General features: G+C 63.0%; 14 protein-coding genes. 12 read left to right on the plus strand and 2 right to left on the minus strand.

What is annotated here, in order from left to right:
- The first annotated feature begins 98 nt into the window (after positions 1–98).
- The 11 genes from feuP (at position 99) to AC070A_RS14360 (ending at position 14262) form a co-directional block, all read left to right on the plus strand.
- Positions 99–770 carry a two-component system response regulator FeuP gene (gene feuP, locus AC070A_RS14310; RefSeq protein WP_034789361.1) on the plus strand — a complete coding sequence of 224 codons (672 nt, stop codon included), beginning with the start codon at positions 99–101 and terminating at the stop codon, positions 768–770.
- Positions 760–2145, plus strand: coding sequence for an ATP-binding protein (locus AC070A_RS14315; RefSeq protein WP_113736845.1), 1386 nt, complete (start codon positions 760–762; stop codon positions 2143–2145). Before feuP ends, AC070A_RS14315 begins: the two co-directional genes overlap by 11 nt.
- Before the next feature lie 217 nt (positions 2146–2362).
- Entirely contained in the window at positions 2363–2806 is a 444-nt protein-coding gene (locus AC070A_RS14320; RefSeq protein WP_057250390.1) for an RT0821/Lpp0805 family surface protein, read from the plus strand.
- Positions 2807–2938: 132 nt separating this feature from the next.
- Positions 2939–4081: a c-type cytochrome biogenesis protein CcmI gene (gene ccmI, locus AC070A_RS14325; protein ID WP_057250388.1), complete on the plus strand. Its 1143-nt coding sequence runs from the start codon at positions 2939–2941 to the stop codon at positions 4079–4081.
- Positions 4078–4530, plus strand: coding sequence for a cytochrome c maturation protein CcmE (ccmE, locus tag AC070A_RS14330; protein ID WP_057250386.1), 453 nt, complete (start codon positions 4078–4080; stop codon positions 4528–4530). The genes ccmI and ccmE overlap by 4 nt, the downstream gene beginning before the upstream one ends.
- Positions 4527–6515, plus strand: coding sequence for a heme lyase CcmF/NrfE family subunit (locus AC070A_RS14335; protein ID WP_113736846.1), 1989 nt, complete (start codon positions 4527–4529; stop codon positions 6513–6515). The genes ccmE and AC070A_RS14335 overlap by 4 nt, the downstream gene beginning before the upstream one ends.
- A complete protein-coding gene (locus tag AC070A_RS14340) occupies positions 6512–6967 on the plus strand; it encodes a cytochrome c-type biogenesis protein (RefSeq protein ID WP_057250381.1) in 456 nt (151 codons plus the stop codon). Before AC070A_RS14335 ends, AC070A_RS14340 begins: the two co-directional genes overlap by 4 nt.
- A gap of 341 nt (positions 6968–7308) precedes the next feature.
- Positions 7309–8868, plus strand: a complete 1560-nt coding sequence (locus AC070A_RS14345; RefSeq protein WP_057250379.1) for a Do family serine endopeptidase — start codon at positions 7309–7311, stop codon at positions 8866–8868.
- 251 nt (positions 8869–9119) lie between these two features.
- Positions 9120–9818, plus strand: coding sequence for a response regulator transcription factor (locus AC070A_RS14350; protein ID WP_057250377.1), 699 nt, complete (start codon positions 9120–9122; stop codon positions 9816–9818).
- Positions 9815–11221, plus strand: coding sequence for a sensor histidine kinase (locus AC070A_RS14355; RefSeq protein WP_113736847.1), 1407 nt, complete (start codon positions 9815–9817; stop codon positions 11219–11221). Before AC070A_RS14350 ends, AC070A_RS14355 begins: the two co-directional genes overlap by 4 nt.
- An 86-nt stretch (positions 11222–11307) precedes the next feature.
- Entirely contained in the window at positions 11308–14262 is a 2955-nt protein-coding gene (locus tag AC070A_RS14360) for a bifunctional [glutamine synthetase] adenylyltransferase/[glutamine synthetase]-adenylyl-L-tyrosine phosphorylase (protein WP_058325579.1), read from the plus strand.
- An 88-nt stretch (positions 14263–14350) separates the two neighbouring features.
- Here the strand turns inward: AC070A_RS14360 and AC070A_RS14365 are convergent, their stop codons facing one another.
- Both AC070A_RS14365 and pepN read right to left on the minus strand, forming a co-directional pair.
- Positions 14351–16681 (minus strand): PAS domain-containing sensor histidine kinase, encoded by a 2331-nt coding sequence (locus AC070A_RS14365; protein ID WP_057250371.1) that lies wholly within the window; start codon positions 16679–16681, stop codon positions 14351–14353.
- A gap of 269 nt (positions 16682–16950) precedes the next feature.
- A complete protein-coding gene (pepN, locus tag AC070A_RS14370; RefSeq protein WP_492384506.1) occupies positions 16951–19599 on the minus strand; it encodes an aminopeptidase N in 2649 nt (882 codons plus the stop codon).
- A gap of 429 nt (positions 19600–20028) precedes the next feature.
- Here pepN and AC070A_RS14375 point away from each other — a divergent pair, with 429 nt between their 5' ends.
- A complete protein-coding gene (locus AC070A_RS14375) occupies positions 20029–20967 on the plus strand; it encodes a DMT family transporter (RefSeq protein WP_057250367.1) in 939 nt (312 codons plus the stop codon).
- Positions 20968–20970: the final 3 nt, after the last annotated feature.

Genomic DNA, 20970 nt, shown 5'->3' on the forward strand with positions numbered 1-20970 from the left:
GCTGCAGTGCTTTGAATGCCTGCATGTTTCTGTCCTTAAATCGGCTAGGATTTAGCGAAACAAGCAGCGGGGATGGCCGCGAGAGGAAGTAGAGGCGAATGCGCATTCTGATTGTCGAGGACGACGCCAACCTGAACCGGCAGCTCGCCGAAGTGCTGAAGGAGGCCGGCTATGTCGTCGATCAGGCCTATGACGGCGAGGAGGGGCACTATCTCGGCGATGCCGAGCCCTACGATGCCGTGATCCTCGATATCGGCCTGCCGGAGATGGATGGCATCACGGTTCTGGAGAAGTGGCGCGGCGATGGCAAGACCATGCCGGTGCTGATCCTGACGGCGCGCGATCGCTGGAGCGACAAGGTCGCGGGCATCGATGCCGGCGCCGACGACTATGTCGCCAAGCCCTTTCATGTCGAAGAGGTTCTCGCCCGCATTCGCGCCCTGATCCGCCGTGCTGCCGGCCATGCGAGCTCGGAGATCGTCTGCGGCCCGGTGCGCCTCGACACCAAGGGTTCCAAGGCAACCGTCGATGGCGTGGCCCTCAAGCTGACGTCGCACGAGTTCCGACTGCTTTCCTATCTCATGCACCACATGGGCCAGGTCGTTTCGCGCACGGAACTGGTCGAGCATATGTACGATCAAGATTTTGACCGCGATTCCAATACGATCGAAGTGTTCATCGGCCGGCTGCGCAAGAAGATCGGCAACGACCTGATCGAAACGGTGCGCGGTCTCGGATACCGAATGCAAGCGCCGGGCAATGGCAATTAGATCGCTCACAGCCCGCGTATTGGCGGTTTCCACCGTCTGGGCGGTCGTCGCTCTGGTCGTGATCGGCGTGGTCATTTCCGAACTCTATCGGCAGGGCTCAGAGCGCGGCTTCAAGGACCTTTTGCGAGCGCAGCTTTTCAATGTCGTCAATTCGATTTCGGTCAACGAGAAGACGGTCCTCGCTGGGAGCCCGCAGCTTGGCGATCTCCGCTTTTCGCAGCCGCAGACCGGCTGGTACTGGATCGTCGATCCGATCGGCGAATTCGACACACCGCCCTTGATCTCGACGTCACTCGGCAACGGCAAGCTGCCGATCGCCAGCGTCGATGAGGTTCCGTTCGACACCGGCTACGTCCGGTTCTACACCACCAAGGATCCGTTCGGTAACGAGGTCGAGGTTTCCGAGACAGAGGTCGTGCTCGACATTCAAGGCCACACCGCGCGTTTTCGCGTGGCCGGCAACCGTGATGTCCTCGAAGCCGACATCAATCGCTTCACCCGAAACCTGACCATCGCGCTCTCCATCTTCGGTCTTGGCGGTCTCGGGATGAACGCGCTGACCATCCTCTTCGGCCTGCGTCCGCTCGATCAGGTCCGTCGCTCGCTGGAGAAGATCCGCACCGGCGAAAGCGAGAGGCTCGATGGAGCCTTCCCACGCGAAATCCAGCCGCTGGCCAACGAAGTCAACGCGCTGATCGACAGCAACCGCCGCATCGTCGAGCGTGCGCGCATGCAGGTCGGCAACCTCGCGCATTCCTTGAAGACCCCGATCGCCGTGCTCCTCAACGAGGCCCGCGTGCTGGATGCGTCGCATGGCGAACTGGTGCGCAACCAGGTCGATGCGATGCAGATGCAGGTTCAGTCCTATCTCAGCCGCGCGCGGATCGCGGCGCAGCGTGAATCCGTCCTGGCGAGGACCGAGGCGCAGCCGGCGCTCGAACGCCTGGTTCGGGTGATGCGCAAGCTCAACCCGGAAAAGCAGGTCCATCTGTCGATCAATCCGCCGGCACTGGTGCTCGCGATGGAATTGCAGGACGTCGAGGAAACCGTTGGCAACCTGCTTGAAAATGCCGCCCGCCACGCCCGTGGCGAGGTGTGGCTGAACGTGCGGCCGGCGCCGGTCGAGCTGCATGCGAAGGAACCCGGGAGGCAGTGGATCGTGCTCGACATCGATGATGACGGCCCGGGGCTCAATCCCGACCAGATTGCGCTGGCGATGAAGCGCGGCAAGCGGCTTGACGAAAGCAAGCCTGGAACCGGGCTCGGGCTTTCGATCGTCAGCGAGATCGTGCGGGAGTATCAAGGCACCATTACGCTGTCGCGACGGGACGAAGGGGGCTTGCGCGCGCAGCTCCTGTTGCCGGCCGCGGCCTAGTGCAAGATGAGGAAGGGCGTGCGCGGTTTCGTGATCTAGGTGTCACACCCGTGCTCGAAAATGTCACATCGGCAGGGCGCGCCGTTGCCTCGGCAGGCGGGGAATGCCAAAAGAAAATCAAGGACAAGTCGTCATTTGACCCGAATGCATGGGGTTCTTGAATGCGGCTTCGGATAGGGATGATTGAGTGTCGCGGATCATGAGGAACCAGGCAGAAATGACACGGACTTTTGTCGTTGGCGGTAGGATCGTGGTGATCGCGTCGGCCGTGGCTCTTGCCGGTTGCGGCTCCACCTCGGGCGGCAAGGGTGCTGTCGCTGGCCTCGGTTCGACCGCGACCCGCGCTGTCTCCTCGACAACCTACATCGCTGCGCTTCAGGGCGGCGTGATCGGTCGCCTTGCCGATCTCGATATCGGTACGTCCGACCGCCAGCGGGCGCTTGAGGCGGAGTATCGCGCACTCGAGGCGGCACCGGGTGGCCAGCCTGTGACCTGGAACGGACGCGGCGTCAGCGGCTCCGTCGTTGCGGCCGCTCCCTATCAGGTCGGATCGCAGAATTGCCGCCAGTACAGCCATACCGTCACGGTCAAGACCCAGGCGAAGACGGCCCGGGGTGCCGCGTGCCGCAATCCCGACGGCAGCTGGACGCCGCTGACCTGAGCGCAGCTTCTCTGAGGCGTCCGAGCGTTGTCAGGGACGGGCTTGGCCGGCCGTTGCGGCGAAACGCCTCAAATCTCCGTCATGACGGGTTTTCGAGTTGGAATGGCATGGGCCTCATAGTATTGAGCGTCCATGTTGTTCTGGATCCTCGTCGCCACTTTGACGGCGGCCGTCGCCGCCGTGCTGATCCTCCCGCTGATGCGGGCAGGGGAAGCCCCATCGTCTCCCCACAGCCATGACATCGAGGTCTATCGCGACCAGCTCGACGAACTGAAGCGCGATCAGGACAGCGGTCTGATCGGCAGCGACGATGCCGAGCTTGCGCGCGCCGAAGTGGCGCGCCGACTGCTGGCAGCCGGCGACAGCGATCGCGCTGTGGCGACGGCCGTTTCGCCGCGGCGCGGGGCCAATCGTCTGGCCCAGGTATTCGTGCTCCTCTGTCTTCCCGCGGTTGGGCTCTGTCTTTATTTGCTGACCGGCAGCCCGGGCGTGCCGGCGCAGCCGCTTGCCGCTCGTCTTGCCGATCCCAACGGCGACATCAATGTCCTGATCGCCAAGGCAGAAAACCACCTTGCGGTGAACCCGAACGACGGCGCCGGTTGGGATCTGCTCGCACCGATCTACATGCGCAACGGCCGCATTGAGGAAGCGGTTGACGCCTATGACCGGGCGATCCGCTTGCTGGGGCCGACGCCGGCGCGTCTCGGCGGATACGCGGAGGCGCTCGTTGTGCAATCCGACGGCCTCGTGACGACGAAGGCGCAGGAGGCGCTCCGGCAGGCACTGACGCTCGACCCCAATGATCCGCGCTCGGAATTCTACCTTGCCCTCGGTCTCAAGCAGGAAGGCAAGAAGGAGGAGGCGCTGACTGCCTTCAACAGGCTGGTCGCGACGTCGCCTGCGGACGCGCCATGGCTGCCGCTGGTCAAGCAGCATGTGGCAGAGCTGACGGGCGCCGGCACCAGCAGCGCTGCCGCACCTGGCAATCCGAACGCCGAGGATGTCGCTGCCGCCGAGAGCATGAGCTCCGGCGATCGTCAGGAAATGATCCGCGGCATGGTCGAAAGCCTCGAAAGCCGCCTCAAGGAAAATCCAGATAACCTCGAAGGCTGGGCGCGACTGATCCGCTCCCATGTTGTCCTTGATCAACGAGACAAGGCCGCGGCAGCGCTAAAGGAGGGCCTGAAGACCTTCCCGGCCGATGGCGACGGGGGCAAACAGCTCCTGACGCTTGCTCGTGAACTCGGGATTGCGACCGATGGAGTGACGCAATGACGCGCAAACAAAAAAGACTGGCGATCATCGGCGGCGGCGTCGGCTTCCTGGTTCTCGCAGCCTTTCTTGTCATGTTCGCCTTCAGCCAGGCGATCGCCTATTTCTACGTGCCGAGCGATCTCGCCAAGGCGAACGTCTCTCCGGGTACGCGCATCCGCCTCGGCGGTGTGGTTGAAGGGGGGTCGGTGAAACGCGGCGACAGCAAGACGGTCACCTTTACCGTCACCGATACGCTTGCCGGCGTGCCGGTAACCTACACGGGCATCCTGCCCGACCTGTTCCGCGAAGGGCAGGGCGTGGTGACGGAGGGAGCCTTCGTTCAAGGGAGTTCCGTCTTCGTGGCGGATACGGTTCTCGCCAAGCATGACGAGACCTATATGCCGAAGGACGTCGCCGACCGCTTGAAGGCCCAGGGCGTTGAGCTCAGCGGGAAGGAAACCATTAAATGATCATCGAGCTCGGACACTACGCGCTGGTCCTGGCATTGGCGACCGCGGTCATCCAGGCCGCTTTGCCGATCCTCGGAGCACGGCTGAACGATCGCGGCTTGATGGAACTGGCGTCAAGCGCAGCGGTCGCCTGTTTTCTGCTGGTCGCTTTCGCTTTCGTTGTGCTCACCTTCGCCTATGTGACCTCGGACTTCTCGGTTCGCAACGTCTGGGAAAACTCCCATTCCCTGAAGCCGCTGATCTACAAGATCTCGGGTGTGTGGGGGAACCACGAGGGATCGATGCTGCTGTGGCTGCTGATCCTGACGTTCTTCTCGGCACTGGTCGCAGCCTTCGGGCGCAACCTGCCGGAAACGCTGAAGGCGAATGTGCTTGCGGTCCAGGCCTGGATCGCGATGGCCTTTGCGCTCTTCATTTTGCTGACGTCCAATCCGTTTGCGCGGTTGATCCCGGCGCCGGGTGAAGGCAAGGACCTGAACCCGATCCTCCAGGATGTCGGCCTCGCCATTCATCCGCCGCTGCTCTACCTCGGTTATGTCGGCTTCTCCGTCTGCTTCTCCTTCGCGATCGCGGCATTGATCGAGGGCCGCATCGATGCCGCCTGGGCGCGCTGGGTGCGCCCGTGGACGCTTGCCGCTTGGACGTTCCTTACTGCCGGCATTTCCATGGGCTCCTACTGGGCCTACTACGAGCTTGGCTGGGGCGGCTGGTGGTTCTGGGACCCGGTGGAAAACGCGTCCTTCATGCCCTGGCTCGCGGGCACGGCGCTGCTGCATTCGGCCCTGGTCATGGAGAAGCGCGAAGCGCTGAAGATCTGGACCGTGCTGCTCGCGATCATGACCTTCTCGCTGTCGCTGCTCGGCACCTTCCTCGTGCGTTCAGGCGTGCTGACCTCGGTTCATGCCTTCGCCACGGATCCGACCCGCGGCATCTTCATTCTCGCCATCCTCGTCTTCTTCATCGGCGGCGCCTTCACACTCTTCGCCTTGCGCGCCTCGCACCTGAAAGCCGGCGGCATCTTCGCGCCGATTTCGCGCGAGGGCGCGCTGGTCTTCAACAACCTGATCCTGACGACGGCGACCGCAACGGTTTTGACCGGCACGCTTTATCCGCTGGTGCTGGAGGCGCTCACCGGCGACAAGATCTCCGTCGGTCCGCCGTTCTTCAACATGACCTTCGGTCTCTTGATGCTGCCGCTGCTCTTCGCCGTGCCGTTCGGACCATTGCTCGCCTGGAAGCGCGGTGACCTCGTCGGCGTCGCCCAGCGGCTCTTCGCTGCGGTTGCGATCGGTCTCGTCTTCGGTACTGGCTACTATTACGCAATGAATGGCGGCCCGGTCCTGGCGGTCTTCGGCATCGCTCTTGGCGTCTATCTGATCGCCGGTTCCCTGACGGATCTCGCGTTGCGCTCCGGTCTCGGCAAGGTCGCGGGCAACGTTGCCTGGCGGCGCTTCACCGGCCTGCCGCGCTCCGCCTTCGGCACGGCGCTTGCCCATATCGGTCTCGGCGTCACCCTGATCGGCATCGTCGCCGTCACGGCGTTCGAAACCGAGACCGTGGTCGAGATGAAGCCCGGCATGACGGTCGATGCCGGTGGCTACACCATGCGCTTCGATGGCATGCGCAATGGCAGCGGCCCGAACTACACCGAAGAATCCGGTCACTTTACCATCAGCCGCGGCGGCGCTGCCGTGTCCGAAGTCTGGTCGTCGAAGCGTCTTTATCAGGCGCGCCGCATGCCGACGACGGAGGCCGGCATCCGCACCTTCGGCCTCAGCCAGCTCTATGTTTCGCTCGGTGACCAGATCAGCGAAGGCGGTATCGTCGTGCGCATCTGGTGGAAGCCGATGATCCTCTGCATCTGGGGCGGGACCCTGTTCATGATAGCCGGTGGTTTCGTGTCCTTGAGCGACCGTCGCCTGCGCGTCGGCGCGCCGGCCCGGGCGAAGCGGCCGAAGACAGTACCAGTGGGAGCTGCCGAATGACCCGTCTGCTGCTGGCGCTTCTGCTGCTCCTCTCGCCTGTTGGCTCGGCCCTCGCGGTCAATCCGGACGAAGTGCTCGCCGATCCCGCGCTGGAAGCGCGGGCGCGGGCGATCTCGGCCGAGCTCCGCTGCATGGTCTGCCAGAACCAGTCGATCGACGATTCCAATGCGGAGCTCGCCAAGGACCTGCGGGTGCTTGTGCGCGAGCGCCTGGCCAATGGCGACAGCGATGAAGCGGTGATCGATTATGTCGTGTCCCGTTACGGCGAATTCGTGCTGCTGAAGCCGCGCTTCGAGACAAAGACGCTGATCCTGTGGGGCATGCCCGCGACCCTGCTGCTCGTCGGGGCGATCACCCTTGTCATTGCGGCCCGCCGGCGCGGCGCCCAGGCAAAGGGAACGCCGCTTTCCGAGGATGAAAAGGAAAAGCTGAAGAAGCTGCTTCAGCCCTGACGTCTGTCAAAAGCGACGTGGCGCAATTTGCCGCTTCGCGCTCCTCGTCTCCAGGCCAACATGTTGAAACCGTTGGGGATCTCTCCGGTTGGAGAGCGGAGCCATTTGTGATGGCCCACGCTTTGGAACGGGCTTGAGCAGTGTCCCTCTTCGCTGTCGCCGAACATTACCAAAAATTCATTTTCCGGACAGAACTCAGTAAGGTCCCATCCGTTACATCTTTCGTCATCGGCTAGACTTCCAGTCAGCCAAACGAGCCCGCCTCTCCCTGAAGGCGGACATCGCAACCAGGTTTCGATGCAGCCGCTGAGGCCGCATCAGGAAGAGAAAAGGCAAAACGGATGATTACGACCAAATCCCTGCGTCCCTCCCTCAAGACCGTTCTGAAGGCCTCGACGGTTGCCGGCCTTGCCGCCGTCATGCTGACCTCCGGCCTGCCGGCGCGCGTCTCCCAGTCCTTTGCGGAAGCGGTGAAGGTGGAAGCACCGTCGGTGCCGAGCTTTGCCAATGTCGTCGAGGCGGTTTCGCCGGCCGTCGTTTCGGTCCGCGTCCAGTCGCGCGTCAATCCGGTTTCCGAAGAGGGCAACAACTTCACCTTCGATTTCAACGGTCGCGGCTTCGACGACCTGCCGGATGATCACCCGCTGAAGCGCTTCTTCAAGGAATTCGGCCCGCGCGGCGATGACCGTGCCGAGCGCGGTGGCCCGGGTCGCCGTGGCCCGCATGGCGAAGGTCGCCTGCGTCCGACGTCCCAGGGTTCGGGCTTCTTCATCTCCGAAGACGGCTACCTGGTCACCAACAACCACGTCGTTTCCGACGGCGCGGCCTTCACCGTCATCCTCAATGACGGCACCGAACTTGATGCCAAGCTGATCGGCAAGGACAGCCGTACCGACCTCGCCGTGCTCAAGGTCGACGACAAGCGCAAGTTCACCTATGTCAGCTGGGCTGACGACAGCAAGGTCCGCGTCGGCGATTGGGTCGTCGCTGTCGGCAATCCGTTCGGCCTCGGCGGCACCGTGACCTCGGGCATCATCTCGGCCCGTGGCCGCGACATCGGCTCCGGCCCCTATGACGACTACCTGCAGGTCGACGCGGCCGTGAACCGCGGCAACTCGGGCGGCCCGACCTTCAATCTCTCCGGTGAAGTGGTCGGCATCAACACCGCAATCTTCTCGCCGTCGGGCGGCAACGTCGGTATCGCCTTTGCTATCCCCGCAGCTACCGCCAAGGACGTCGTCGCCGACCTGATCAAGGATGGTTCGGTTTCCCGCGGCTGGCTGGGCGTGCAGATCCAGCCGGTGACCAAGGACATCGCCGAATCGCTCGGCCTGGCTGAGGCAAGCGGCGCGCTCGTCGTCGAGCCGCAGGCCGGCTCTCCCGGTGAAAAGGCTGGCATCAAGAAGGGCGATGTTGTCACCGCTCTGAATGGCGACACGGTCAAGGATCCGCGTGATCTTGCCCGCAAGGTGGCCGCAATCCGCCCGGGCACGACCGTCGACCTCGCGCTGTGGCGCAACGGCAAGTCCGAAAGCGTGAAGCTGGAAATCGGTACCCTGCCGAAGGATGACAAGGAAGCAGCCAAGAGCCAGGACGACCAGTCCGAAGAAACACAGCCTTCGAGCGAACAGGCGCTGGCTGACCTCGGTGTCACCGTCGTGCCGTCCGACGACGGCAAGGGCGTCACCATCGCCTCGGTCGATGAGGACTCTGATGCCAGCGACCGTGGCCTGAAGACGGGCGAGAAGATCGTCTCCGTGAACAATCAGGAGGTGAAGTCTGCCGACGATATCCTCAAGGTCATCAACGCTGCCAAGAAGGACGGCCGCAGCAAGGCGCTCTTCCAGATAGAGGCCGAGAACGGTAGCCGCTTCGTGGCCCTTCCGATCGATCAGGGCTGATCGCGGCAGTCAAATGATTGACCGGAGCGCCGCGATTTCCAAGTGATTTCGCGGCGCTCGCCGTTTGGAGCGGGATGAAGAAGGTGTGTGCGGTTTTCCACCCGCATCCCGCTCTCACTTACGAAAATCGATCACGATGATTTTGGGTCCATCCGACCGATGCTTCCGCGATCGAGGGCATTCGCCAATCCGGTTGTCTGGCCGGTTGTCGGAAAGCCGAAACCGGTTGAGACAGATAGGGGTCCGGGACTATGGTCGCGCGTATGAAGATTCTCATCATTGAAGACGATCTCGAGGCGGCAGCCTATCTGGCGAAAGCCTTCCGTGAAGCAGGCATCGTTTCCGATCACGCCAGCGACGGCGAGAGCGGCCTCTTCATGGCCAGCGAGAACAGCTACGATGTTCTCGTGGTCGATCGCATGCTGCCGCGCCGCGATGGCCTGTCTGTGATCACCGAGCTCAGGCGCAAGGATATCCACACGCCGGTGCTGATCCTCTCCGCGCTCGGGCAGGTCGACGACCGTGTCACGGGTCTGCGGGCCGGCGGCGACGATTATCTCCCAAAGCCCTATGCCTTCAACGAGCTGCTGGCGCGTGTCGAGGTGCTCGGCCGCCGCAAGGGAACGCCCGAGCAGGACATGGTCTACCGCGTCGGCGATCTCGAACTCGACCGTCTGTCGCATTCCGTGCGCCGCCAGGGCAAGGAGATCCCGCTGCAGCCGCGTGAGTTTCGCTTGCTCGAATATCTCATGAAGAACGCCGGCCAGGTCGTCACCCGCACCATGCTGCTGGAAAACGTCTGGGACTATCATTTCGACCCGCAGACCAACGTCATCGACGTGCATGTCTCGCGGCTGCGCTCGAAGATCGAGAAGGACTTCGATGTACCTCTGCTGCGCACCGTGCGCGGCGCCGGCTACATGATCAAGGATGACCGGGCCCCCGCATGAGCAAGCTTCGCGTTCTCTTCAGAACGACCGCGGTTCGGCTTTCCGCCCTCTACCTCATCCTCTTTTCGCTCTGTGCGGCCTTCCTCGTCTTCTATGTCACCGGCATGTCGGAGCGGTTGCTGCAGCAGCAGACCCGCGATGCCGTGACCGCGGAAGTGGCGCAGATCGAGCAGGTCTACAATCGCGCCGGCATGAACGGTCTTCTGCGCTCGCTTGAACGCCGCGCGCGTCAGCCGGGCGCAAATCTCTATGTCATTGCCGGGCCGAGCGGCGAGATTCTTGCCGGCAACGTCGCAAGCCTCGAACCGGGACTGCTTGATAGCGAAGGCTGGACCGAACGTCCCTTCGCCTATCAGCGCTATACGGACGAGACGAAGAAGGACAGCCATGTGGCGCTCGCCCACGTGCTGGTGCTCGACAATGGTCTGCGCATTCTCGTCGGTCGCGATCTGCAGGAGCCGCAGAAGTTTCGCGCGCTAGTGCGTCAGGCGCTGATGGTGGCGCTCGGCGTCATGGGGCTCGGCGCGCTCGTCATCTGGTTCGGCATCGGTCGCAATGCCCTGAAGCGGATCGACCGCATGTCGGAGGCGAGCACCAAGATCATGGCCGGCGATCTCTCGCAGCGCCTGCCGATGAGCGGCTCCGGCGACGAATTCGACCGGTTGTCGGAATCGCTGAATGCCATGCTTGGCCGCATCGAGAAGTTGAACGAAGGTCTGCGCCAGGTCTCCGATAACATCGCCCATGACTTGAAGACACCGCTGACGCGCCTGCGCAACAAGGCGGAAGCCGCACTTGCCCTCAAGGGAACCAGCCAGCGCGGCGCGCTCGAGGAGATCATTGGCGAGTCCGATCAACTGATCCGGACCTTTAATGCGCTCCTGATGATTTCGCGGGTCGAGGCCGGCTCGTCCGCGGCCGAGATGAGCGAGGTCGACCTTTCTGAGATCGTTTCCGATTGCGTCGAATTGTACGAGCCCGTTGCAGAGGATGTCGGCTTGAAACTCGAAGCCGAGGTTATCAAGAACGTCGGGATATCGGGCAACCGCGAACTGATCGGACAGGCCCTCGGCAACCTGATCGACAACGCCATCAAATATGCTGACGGTGCGGACAATCCGCTGATCAAGGTCTCGCTGGAAAAGCGCGATGGGTATGTGCTGCTGTCTGTCGCCGATCATGGCCCTGGCATACCTGCAGCAATGCATGACGAGGTGGTGAAGCGCTTCGTTCGCCTGGATGAGAGCCGGTCCAAGCCGGGCACGGGCCTCGGCCTGTCGCTGGTGGAGGCGGTCATGGAGACGCATCATGGCTCGCTGCGTCTTGCCGATACCGAGCCCGCGGCCGGCGACGGTGGCAAGGGTCTGACCGTGCAAATGGTTTTCCCGATGGCGGCAACCTGATAGACCGGTTCCCGGAGAGTGAGAACGGGATGCGGACGCGAGTGCGACCTGCTGGCGGCGTCCCGTTCCAGTCAAGGGGAGAGGGCATGCAGGAACAGGTGCAGCAGTGCTGGGAGATCGAGACGGCGCCGATCCGTCCTGCAACCCAGGCCGACGCCAAGGCGGCGCTCTCGGTGCTGAAGGACATGGCCAAGGGTCATGACCAGATAGCAAGCCTGCTCGCTTCGGAGAGCCCGTTCAAGACATTCGTCGTCTCGGCCTTTGCGCTGTCGCCCTTCCTGCGCGACACCGGTGCCAGCCGCCCGGCCATTCTCGAAGAACTTCTGTCCACTGATCTTACGACCTTCCTGACAGAACGGGTGCGGCGCGCCCGCGACGCCTGGAAGCCGAACGAGGGTGGCGCTGCTTTGCCCGACACGGAGATCATGGCGCGGCTGCGGAGAGCCAAACGCGAGCTTGCCTTCGCCGTGGCGCTTGCTGACCTCTCCCGGCATTTCGACGGCCGCGAAACCACGCGCTGGCTCAGCGAATTTGCCGGTGCTGCCGTGTCGGCGACGATAGATCACCTGCTGCTGAGCGCGCACGAGAGCGGCAAGCTGATCGTCAAGGACGTCGCCTACCCGAGTGTCGGTTCCGGCGTCGTCGTGCTCGGCATGGGCAAGCTCGGCGCCTTCGAGCTCAACTACTCCTCCGACATCGACCTCGTCGTCTTCTACGATCCGCAATCCGGCATCATCGTCGATCGCGATGATGCCTCGGAAACCTTCGGCCGCCTGCTGCGCCGCCTGATCCGCATCCTGCAGGAGCGCAGCGGCGACGGCTATGTTTTCCGAACCGACCTGCGCCTGCGGCCGGACCCGGGCTCGACGCCGCTCGCGATCCCGGTCGAAGCGGCGATGCTCTATTACGAGAGCAGGGGGCAGAACTGGGAACGGGCCGCCTTCATCAAGGCGCGGCCGGTGGCCGGTGATATCGAGGGCGGCGAGCGCTTCCTGCGCGAGTTGGTCCCCTTCGTCTTCCGCAAGTATCTCGACTATGCGGCGATCGCCGACATTCATTCGATCAAGCGGCAGATCCATGCGCACAAGGGGCATGGCGAGATCGCGGTCAAGGGGCACAACATCAAGCTTGGCCGTGGCGGCATCCGCGAGATCGAGTTCTTCGTGCAGACGCAGCAGTTGATCGCCGGCGGCCGCATGCCGGAGCTGCGCCAGCGGGCGACCGAGCCGATGCTGCGGGTCCTCGTCAAGGCCGGCTGGATCGACGAGGAGACAGCCGACGAACTTGTCGAGGCCTATTGGTTCCTGCGTGATGTGGAGCACCGGATCCAGATGGTGCGCGACGAGCAGACCCATGTCCTGCCCGAGACCGAGGCAGAGCTGAAGCGTATCGCCTATATGCTCGGCTTCGAGGACACGGCCGCTTTCTCCAAGGCGCTGTCGCGCGTGCTGAAAACCGTCGAGCGCCGCTATGCCCAGCTTTTCGAGCAGGAGGCCAAGCTCTCGACCGAGACCGGCAACCTCGTCTTCACTGGCCAGCGCGACGACCCCGATACGCTGGAGACATTGCGAAAGCTCGGCTTCCAGCGGCCGTCGGACATCTCCCATACGATCCGCACCTGGCATTACGGCCGCTACCGTGCGACGCAATCGGTGGAAGCGCGCGAACGGCTGACCGAGCTGACGCCGGAGCTTCTGCGCGTCTTCGGCGAAAGCCGCCGGGCCGACGAAGCGTTGCTGCGGTTCGATAATTTCATTTCCGGCCTGCCGGCGGGCATCCAGCTCTTTTCGCTGCTCGGCAACAATCCGGGCCTACTGTCACTGATCGTCAACGTCATGTCGTCGGCGCCGCGGCTTGCCGAAATCATCGCCGCGCGTCCCCATGTTTTCGACGGCATGCTCGATCCGGGCCTGCTCGCCGAACTGCCGACCCGGGACTACCTCGCGCCGCGCATCGCCAATTTCGTCGGCGGCGCGCGGCACTATGAGGAGGTGCTCGACCGCCTGCGCATCATCGCTGCCGAGCAGCGCTTCCTGATCGGCATCCGGCTTTTGACCGGCGCCATATCGGGTGCCCAGGCGGGCCGCGCCTTTACCGATCTCGCCGACCTGATCATCGCCGCGGCGGTGAAGGCGGTGCAGGACGAAGTCCGCTCCGTGCACGGCGATTTCCCCGGCGGCCGCATCGCCGTTGTCGGTATGGGAAAGCTCGGCAGCCACGAGCTGACCGCGGGCTCGGACGTCGACCTGATCCTGCTCTATGACTACGATGAGGCGGCAACCGAGTCCGACGGCACCAAGCCGCTCGACCCGACGCGCTATTTCACGAGGGTGACGCAGCGCCTGATCGCGGCACTTTCCGCGCCGACCGCCGAAGGCATTCTTTACGAGGTCGACATGCGGCTTCGCCCTTCCGGCAACAAGGGGCCGGTCGCGACCAGGATCAACGCCTTTGCCAAATACCAGCGCGAAGAGGCCTGGACCTGGGAGCATCTGGCTCTGACCCGGGCGCGCTGCATCTGTGGCGACGACAAACTGATTGCTGAGGCCAATGCGATCTTCGCCGAAATCCTCGGCCGCAAGCGCGATGTTGCCAAGGTGAGTGCCGACGTGATCTCCATGCGCGAGATGATCGATAGTGAGAAGCCGCCGAGCGACATTTGGGATTTCAAGCTGATCCCGGGCGGTCTCGTCGATATCGAATTTATCAGCCAGTACCTGGCGCTCGTCGCGCCGGCGAATGGCGTTCAGCCGCTGACTGCCGGCACCAATACCGGCGATGCGCTGAAGCTGCTCGGCGACGCCTTGATGAACCCAAACGATCTCGATGTCGCCCTGGAGGCGCTGCATCTCTTTACCGAGTTGTCGCAGATCGTGCGGCTGTGCATTGAGGGAGAGTTCGAGCCGAAGGAGGCGCCGGCCGGGCTGATCGATCTCGTCTGCCGGGCAGGGGACTATCCGGACCTGAAAACCTTGGAGGCAGACATCCGCCGCCTGTCGAAGGCGGTGCGGCGCGTTTTCCAATCGGTGGTTTCAGGCTGAGCGTCGTTCACTGACGCGTTAAATCATCGCGATCAATATGCTGAGCGGGATGCGAGCGGAAACCGTTCGCACTTCTCCTGATCCCGCTTCAGGCGCGGTCGGGGATTCTAACCGAGATGATGGTGCCGACGTTTTCCGTCGAGTGTATTTTCATGCTGCCGCCGTGCAGGCGGGTGAGTGAGCGCGAGATCGCGAGCCCGAGGCCCGATCCGCCCTTGCTCTTGGCGTATTGGCTCTGCACCTGTTCGAAAGGCTGGCCGATCTTCTGAAGGGCGTCGCGCGGAATGCCGATGCCGGAATCGGCGATCGTCAGTGTCACGGCGCCGGTCACCTTGCGCGCTCGAAGCGAAATGCGCCCGCCATTGTTGGTGAACTTGACGGCGTTCGAAAGCAGGTTGAGCAGCACCTGCTTCATGGCGCGTCGATCGGCGACCATGGTGAGGCCCGACGAGATCTGTTGCACCACACGGATGTTCTTCTGCTCCGCCGGGATTGTCGTGAAGCGCAGCGTCTCTTCAATCAACGGCGCCAGATCGATCCTCTCGCGGCTGATGCGCATGTGCCCGGCCTCGATCTTCGACATGTCCAGGATGTCGTTGATGACGTTCAAGAGGTGCTTGCCGCTCTCGTGGATGTCACGCGAGTATTCGTTGTATTTCTCCGAGCCGAGCGGCCCGAACATCTGGTTCTGCAGGATCTCCGAGAAGCCGAGGATGGCGTTGAGCGGCGTGCGCAGTTCATGCGACATGTTCGCCAGGAATTCCGACTTGGCGCGGTTCGCCGCTTCGGCGCGTTCCTTTTCCGCCTGGTAATTGGAGTTGGCGACCGAAAGCTCGGTCTTCTGCCGCTCCAGCGTCATGCGTGACGCCGAAAGGTCGCCGATCGTCGCCATCAGACGCCGCTCGGATTCGCGCAGGCGCACCTGGTGGCGTTTCAGAAGCGTGATGTCGGTGCCGACGGAAACGAGGCCGCCGTCGCGCGTGCGCCGCTCGTTGATCTGCAGCCAGCGTTCGTCGGCAAGTTGAACCTCGCTCGTCTGCGACTGGTTGCTACGGTCAGGATCGGCGATGCGCCGTTCGACCACGGGGCGTGCTGCCGCGGTTTGCACGGCAATGCGTTCGGTGCCCGGAACAAGCACGTGATCCGGCAGCTTGTAGGCTTCCTGGAAGTGGGTGTTGCACATGACCAGGCGGTCATGCTTGTCCCAGAGGACGAAGGCCTCAGACGTACATTCGATCGCGTCGGCGAGCCTCTGGTCCGCTTCGGCATAGCGCTGGGCAAGCCGGTGCTGCTCGGTGACGTCCATGGCGATGCCGATCAGATGCGCCCGCCCGGAAACGGTACGGATGATTTCCGCGCGGGCGCGTAGCCACACATAGTGGCCATCCGCATGTCGCATGCGGAAAACCTGGTCGATCTGGCGCGCGTCGCCGCGCGCGATGGTGCGTGCCACGCCGTAGATGCCGCGATCATCGGGATGCATCAGCCGCGCGGCGTCGCCGAAGGAGAGCACGCTGCTCTCGCCGGGCATGCCGAGCATCTCGTACATCGACCGCGACCAGAACAGCCGACGGTTGGCAAGGTCGAAATCCCAGAGGCCGCAACGGCCACGTGACAGCGCCGTCTCGACACGCAGGTTGGATTCGACAAAGACCGAATCCGCGTCGCGGGCCCGCTTGGCCTGAATGTAGTAGGCGTAAAGCACCATCAGCAGAATCGCCGAAATGCCCGCAAAGAGCGTAACGTTGAGTGACACCTCGTCGCGCCAGGTCGTTTCTAGCTGGGTGATCGGCGTCGCGGCCAGCACCACCCCGGCCGCATCGGGCAATTGCGCCAGTGCTACGATATGGTCGACACCGACGATCGGTGTCTTCATGACGCTGGAATGTTCGCCGAAATACTGCAACGTCGCGATATCCGGCGCGACCGCCGCCAGCGTCCGGCCGATGAGCGGCCCGCCTTCCTGGGTGCTGGCGAAGATCCGGCCATCCTTGCGGACCGCAAGGATGAACGTGCCGGGATCGAGCATGCCGGTTGGCAGATACTGGCTGAAACGTTGCTCCGCGTCCGCGCGGCGGCCCTCGTCAAAAAGGGCTGCACCGTCCGTCTGGAAAGCCGCAACCGCGATGGCGGCCGCGAGCCCGACCGTCTGGCGCGAACTCTCTTCCATGCGGGCGTGCTCGTCCATGATGCTGGACATGCGCGAGACCGCGACGATGATCAGGAATGCGATGATGAGGATCGGGATGGAACGCTTGAGAACGGGCTCCGCGCTCGCCAGACGCCGCGAGGTCGGTCCGGCAAAGATCTTCGCCTGCGAGATAAACTCCTGCTCCAGGCGGCCGGCAAGCCCCGGAAACTTGAGTCGCAACCGCCCGTCGGCTGCGCTCGCCTGTCGCGCGTCCGCCATCTTTCCCAATCTGAAAACCCTCTGATGATTCGGCGCGCCGCTCGCCCGAATCTGACTCAATGAATCACAGGGCGATTCGCCTTGTCCAGAGGCGTTGGTAAAGATTTGTTAACCATTTCTTATCATTGGGAAATAGTAGGCCGGGTCGCGTGAGCGGCCCGGCCCTAAACAAAATCAATGAGTTCTAGAGCGCAGTGCGTTCAGATGAACGCACAAAGGACGCTCTAGCACTTTGATTCTAGAGCAGTGATTCCACTTGAAGCCGGATGCTCTAGGACTCAGGCCTTGAGCATCCGCTCGACGATGTCGCCGACGTCGGCCGAAAGTTTCGACGCTCCGGCAATCTCCTTCAAGGCCTTGCGGGCATGACCGGCGCGCTTGTCCTCCAGCGAGCGCCAGGAACGCATCGAGGTGAGGATACGGGCCGCAAGCTGCGGGTTGCGCGGGTCGATGTCGAGGATCTGGCGCGCGAGGAAGCGGTAGCCCTCACCATCGGCGCGATTGAAGCCGGTCGGGTTGGCGAAGGCATAGGTGCCCACCAGCGAGCGCACGCGGTTGGGATTGTTGCCATTGAACAGGGGCTCGGCCATCAGCGCCTTGACGCGATCGAGCGTTGCGGCGCCGGGGATCGTCGCCTGGACGGCGAACCACTTGTCGATGACGAGTGCGTTGTCGGCAAAACGCTTGCGGAACGTCGCAAGCGCTTCCGAGGTCTCGGCGGCATCCGGAAAGCGGTGCGCGAGCAGCGCCAGCGCATGGCTGAGATCGGTCATGTTGTTGGCGGCGGCAAAGGCCTTGGCGGCGCGCTCCGGCCCTTCATCGCCCTGGACGAGGTAGGTGAGGGCGCTGTTGCGCAGCGCCCGCCGGCCTGCACTCGCAGCATCCGGGCTGAACGCGCCTGACGAAACGAGGTCTTCGGCCAACTTGAGGAAGGTGTTGCGTCCGGCAGCGGCAACGGCCACCAGGATCTGCTGACGTGCGGCGTGGATCGCGTCGGGATCGTTGTTCGTGCCGATCTCGCGGGCGATATCGGATTCGCTCGGCAGCGCCAGCGCCTGCGAGCGGAAGGCGGGCTCCAGCGTGTCATCCGCGGCGGCGCGGATCAGGCCGTCGATGAGCGCCTTGTCGCAAACGACCGGCTTTCCGGCGCGGACATTCGCCGTGGCCTCGACCAGGTTGCTGAGCGCAATGGCGTTGAGCGCCTGCCAGCGGGCGAAGAGGTCGCTTTCGTGATGCGCGATTAGTGCGAGGTCCTCGGCGCTCTGCTCGATATGCAGATTGATCGGCGCGGAGAAGCCGCGGTTGAACGACGGCACCGGGCGCGACGGGATGCCGGAGAAAACCACCGTCTGCTTGCGCTCCGTGAGGTGCAGGACGTCGCCGGTCAAGTCGGCGCCGGAGACCGAGGAGAGGTCGACTTCGCTGCCGCCTTCAAGCAGCAGACCCATGCGCAGCGGAATATGCATCGCCTCCTTGGCGCCCTGTCCGGGCGTCGCTGGCACGGTCTGCTCGAGCGACAAGGTGAAGGTCTGCTTGGCCGCGTCATAGGCGCCAGAAGCGGTGACCAGCGGCGTTCCGGCCTGGTGGTACCAGAGCGCGAATTGGCGGAGATCTCGGCCGCTTGCCGCTTCGAAGCAGGCGACGAAATCTTCGATCGTGACGGCCTGGCCGTCGTGCCGGTCGAAATAGAGGTCCATGCCCTTCTTGAACAGATCGCGGCCGAGGATCGTCGCGATCATGCGGGTGACTTCCGAGCCCTTTTCGTAGACGGTCGTCGTATAGAAGTTGTTGATTTCGCGATACTTCGTCGGCCGCACCGGATGGGCCAGCGGGCCGGCGTCCTCGGGAAACTGCTCCGACTTCAGGTGCCGCACCTCGGCAATGCGCTTGACCGCACGCGAGCGCATGTCGGCGGAAAATTCGTGGTCGCGGTAAACCGTCAGGCCTTCCTTGAGGCACAGTTGGAACCAGTCGCGGCAGGTGATGCGGTTGCCGGTCCAGTCGTGGAAGTATTCGTGCGCGATGATCGCCTCGATATTGGCGTAGTCCGCATCGGTCGCCGTTTCCGGATCGGCGAGCACGTATTTGTCGTTGAAGACGTTGAGACCCTTGTTCTCCATCGCCCCCATGTTGAAGTCGGAGACGGCGACGATCATGAAGATGTCGAGGTCGTATTCACGGCCGAAGGCATCTTCGTCCCACTTCATCGAGCGCTTGAGCGCGTCCATGGCGTAGGAGGCGCGTGGCTCCTTGCCGTGCTCGACATAGATCTTCAGCGCGACTTCGCGGCCGGACATCGTCGTGAACGTATCCTCGACGACGCCGAGATCGCCGGCGACGAGCGCGAAGAGGTAGCTCGGCTTCGGATGCGGGTCGAACCAGGCGGCGAAATGGCGGCCGTCGCCCATGTCGGCGCCGCCGAGATAGTTGCCGTTGGACAGCAGGAGGGGAGCGGACGCCTTGTCGGCGATGATGTTGACCGTGTAGACGGCAAGCACATCCGGACGATCGGGGAAATAGGTGATGCGGCGGAAGCCTTCGGCCTCGCACTGGGTGCTGTAGATGCCGTTGGTGCGGTAAAGCCCCATCAGTTGCGTGTTCGTATCAGGCGAAAGCAGCGTGGTGATGGTGATTTCGAAGGGTGCGGTTTCCGGTAGGCCGCGGATGGTCAGCGTATCGTCGGCAACGTCGTAGAGGGCGGTTGCGAGCTCTTCCTGGTCCAGCAGCAGGCCGGTCATCTTCAGCTCGTCACCATCGAGCAGCAGCGGCGCCGATGCGTCGACGCCTTCGCGACGATGGAAGATCAATCGGGCTTCGACCTTGGTTTCCTTCGGGTCTAGCTCGAAGGTCAGATCCACTCTCTCCAGAACGAAGTCGGTCGGCCGATAGTCTTCCAGATGAATGATCTGGCCAGTATTTGTCCGCATGGTCAGTCCCGCTTGCGCCGTTCTACTGGAGAATTTGTAGTGGGCGCCTGTGATGGTGAAAAGGCCAAGGGGCGAAAAGTCGGATAATGCCACACGATTGTGATGCCGGCGACCGCACTTTCGACAGAAAAGGCATGGCTTCCCGAAGGTCTTCCCGCTCCCTTATCGGATTGACGTGTACCGAAGTGGGACTAACAAGACATGAATTGGAAAGGTTTTTTTCGCGGCAGCTAAAGAAAAGCCCGACGTCGTTTTGCCGAACGGCAATCGATCAAGAAAAAACGTCATTCATCACGAAGTTTGATCCGACTTTCTTGCCGAGCGTCGCTAAGGTGACGAAGTCCTGTGGCGGTTTCTCCGCCTAAAAATCTCCAAACCAGCCCTCGTGTCTGCTGATCGCCGGCGGAGGCTGTTCGAAAAGTGCCCTCAATGGATGCGGAAGTCGAAAGCCCGATGAAGGGGATCCTGCTCAAGGTCCTTTCCGTCGTCATTTTCGTTTGCATGTCGACGTTGATCAAGGCCGCCGGAAACGAGATGGCCACCGGCCAGATCACCTTCTACCGCTCGGCCTTCGCCATGGTGCCCATTCTCGGCTATCTCGCCTTCCGCGGACAGTTGCGCGATGCTTTCAAGACAGAGGATTTCACCGGCCATATCGCCCGCGGCTTCGTCGGCATTCTCGCAATGAGCTTCGGCTTCTACGGCCTCGTGCATCTGCCGCTGCCCGAAGCGATCGCCATCGGCTACGCCATGCCGCTGATCGCCGTCGCCTTCGCGGCACTTTTCCTTGGCGAGACGGTGCGGCTTTATCGCTGGTCGGCGGTGGTTATCGGGCTGGTCGGCGTGATGATCATCACCTGGCCGCGGTTGACCCTTTTCCGCGAAGGCGGGTTCGGCTCGCTGGAGGCGCTCGGCGCCGCAGCGGTGCTGGTTTCGGCGGCTCTCGGCGCGGTGGCGATGGTGCTGGTGCGAAAACTCGTCAAGAACGAGCGCACCCATACGATCGTGCTCTATTTCTCGCTGTCGGCCTCGGTCTTCTCGCTGGCGACGCTGCCCTTCGGCTGGCCGTCGATCTCGCGCGAAGCCTTTCTGCTGCTGATGGTCGCCGGCTTCTGCGGCGGCGTCGCGCAGATCCTTTTGACCGAGAGCTACCGCCATGCCGACATGTCGACGATCGCGCCGTTCGAATACACGTCGATCGTGCTCGGCTTGATCATCGGTTATTTTCTGTTCGACGATGTTCCGACGGCCACCATGCTGATCGGCACCGCCATCGTCGTCGGGGCCGGCATCTTCATCATCTTCCGCGAACATCGGCTCGGGCTGGAGCGCAGGGGCGCCCGCAAGCACGTGACGCCGCAGGGCTGAGGA

It is taken from the genome of Ensifer sp. GW101-20A05 (assembly GCF_059424735.1).

Excerpts from the sequence above, each read along its gene's own strand:
- feuP (WP_034789361.1), top strand. The coding sequence starts at position 99 with ATGCGCATTCTGATTGTCGAGGACGACGCCAACCTGAACCGGCAGCTC.
- AC070A_RS14315 (WP_113736845.1), top strand. The coding sequence starts at position 760 with ATGGCAATTAGATCGCTCACAGCCCGCGTATTGGCGGTTTCCACCGTC.
- AC070A_RS14320 (WP_057250390.1), top strand. The coding sequence starts at position 2,363 with ATGACACGGACTTTTGTCGTTGGCGGTAGGATCGTGGTGATCGCGTCG.
- ccmI (WP_057250388.1), top strand. The coding sequence starts at position 2,939 with ATGTTGTTCTGGATCCTCGTCGCCACTTTGACGGCGGCCGTCGCCGCC.
- ccmE (WP_057250386.1), top strand. The coding sequence starts at position 4,078 with ATGACGCGCAAACAAAAAAGACTGGCGATCATCGGCGGCGGCGTCGGC.
- AC070A_RS14335 (WP_113736846.1), top strand. The coding sequence starts at position 4,527 with ATGATCATCGAGCTCGGACACTACGCGCTGGTCCTGGCATTGGCGACC.
- AC070A_RS14340 (WP_057250381.1), top strand. The coding sequence starts at position 6,512 with ATGACCCGTCTGCTGCTGGCGCTTCTGCTGCTCCTCTCGCCTGTTGGC.
- AC070A_RS14345 (WP_057250379.1), top strand. The coding sequence starts at position 7,309 with ATGATTACGACCAAATCCCTGCGTCCCTCCCTCAAGACCGTTCTGAAG.
- AC070A_RS14350 (WP_057250377.1), top strand. The coding sequence starts at position 9,120 with ATGGTCGCGCGTATGAAGATTCTCATCATTGAAGACGATCTCGAGGCG.
- AC070A_RS14355 (WP_113736847.1), top strand. The coding sequence starts at position 9,815 with ATGAGCAAGCTTCGCGTTCTCTTCAGAACGACCGCGGTTCGGCTTTCC.
- AC070A_RS14360 (WP_058325579.1), top strand. The coding sequence starts at position 11,308 with ATGCAGGAACAGGTGCAGCAGTGCTGGGAGATCGAGACGGCGCCGATC.
- pepN (WP_492384506.1), bottom strand. The coding sequence starts at position 19,599 with ATGCGGACAAATACTGGCCAGATCATTCATCTGGAAGACTATCGGCCG.
- AC070A_RS14375 (WP_057250367.1), top strand. The coding sequence starts at position 20,029 with ATGGATGCGGAAGTCGAAAGCCCGATGAAGGGGATCCTGCTCAAGGTC.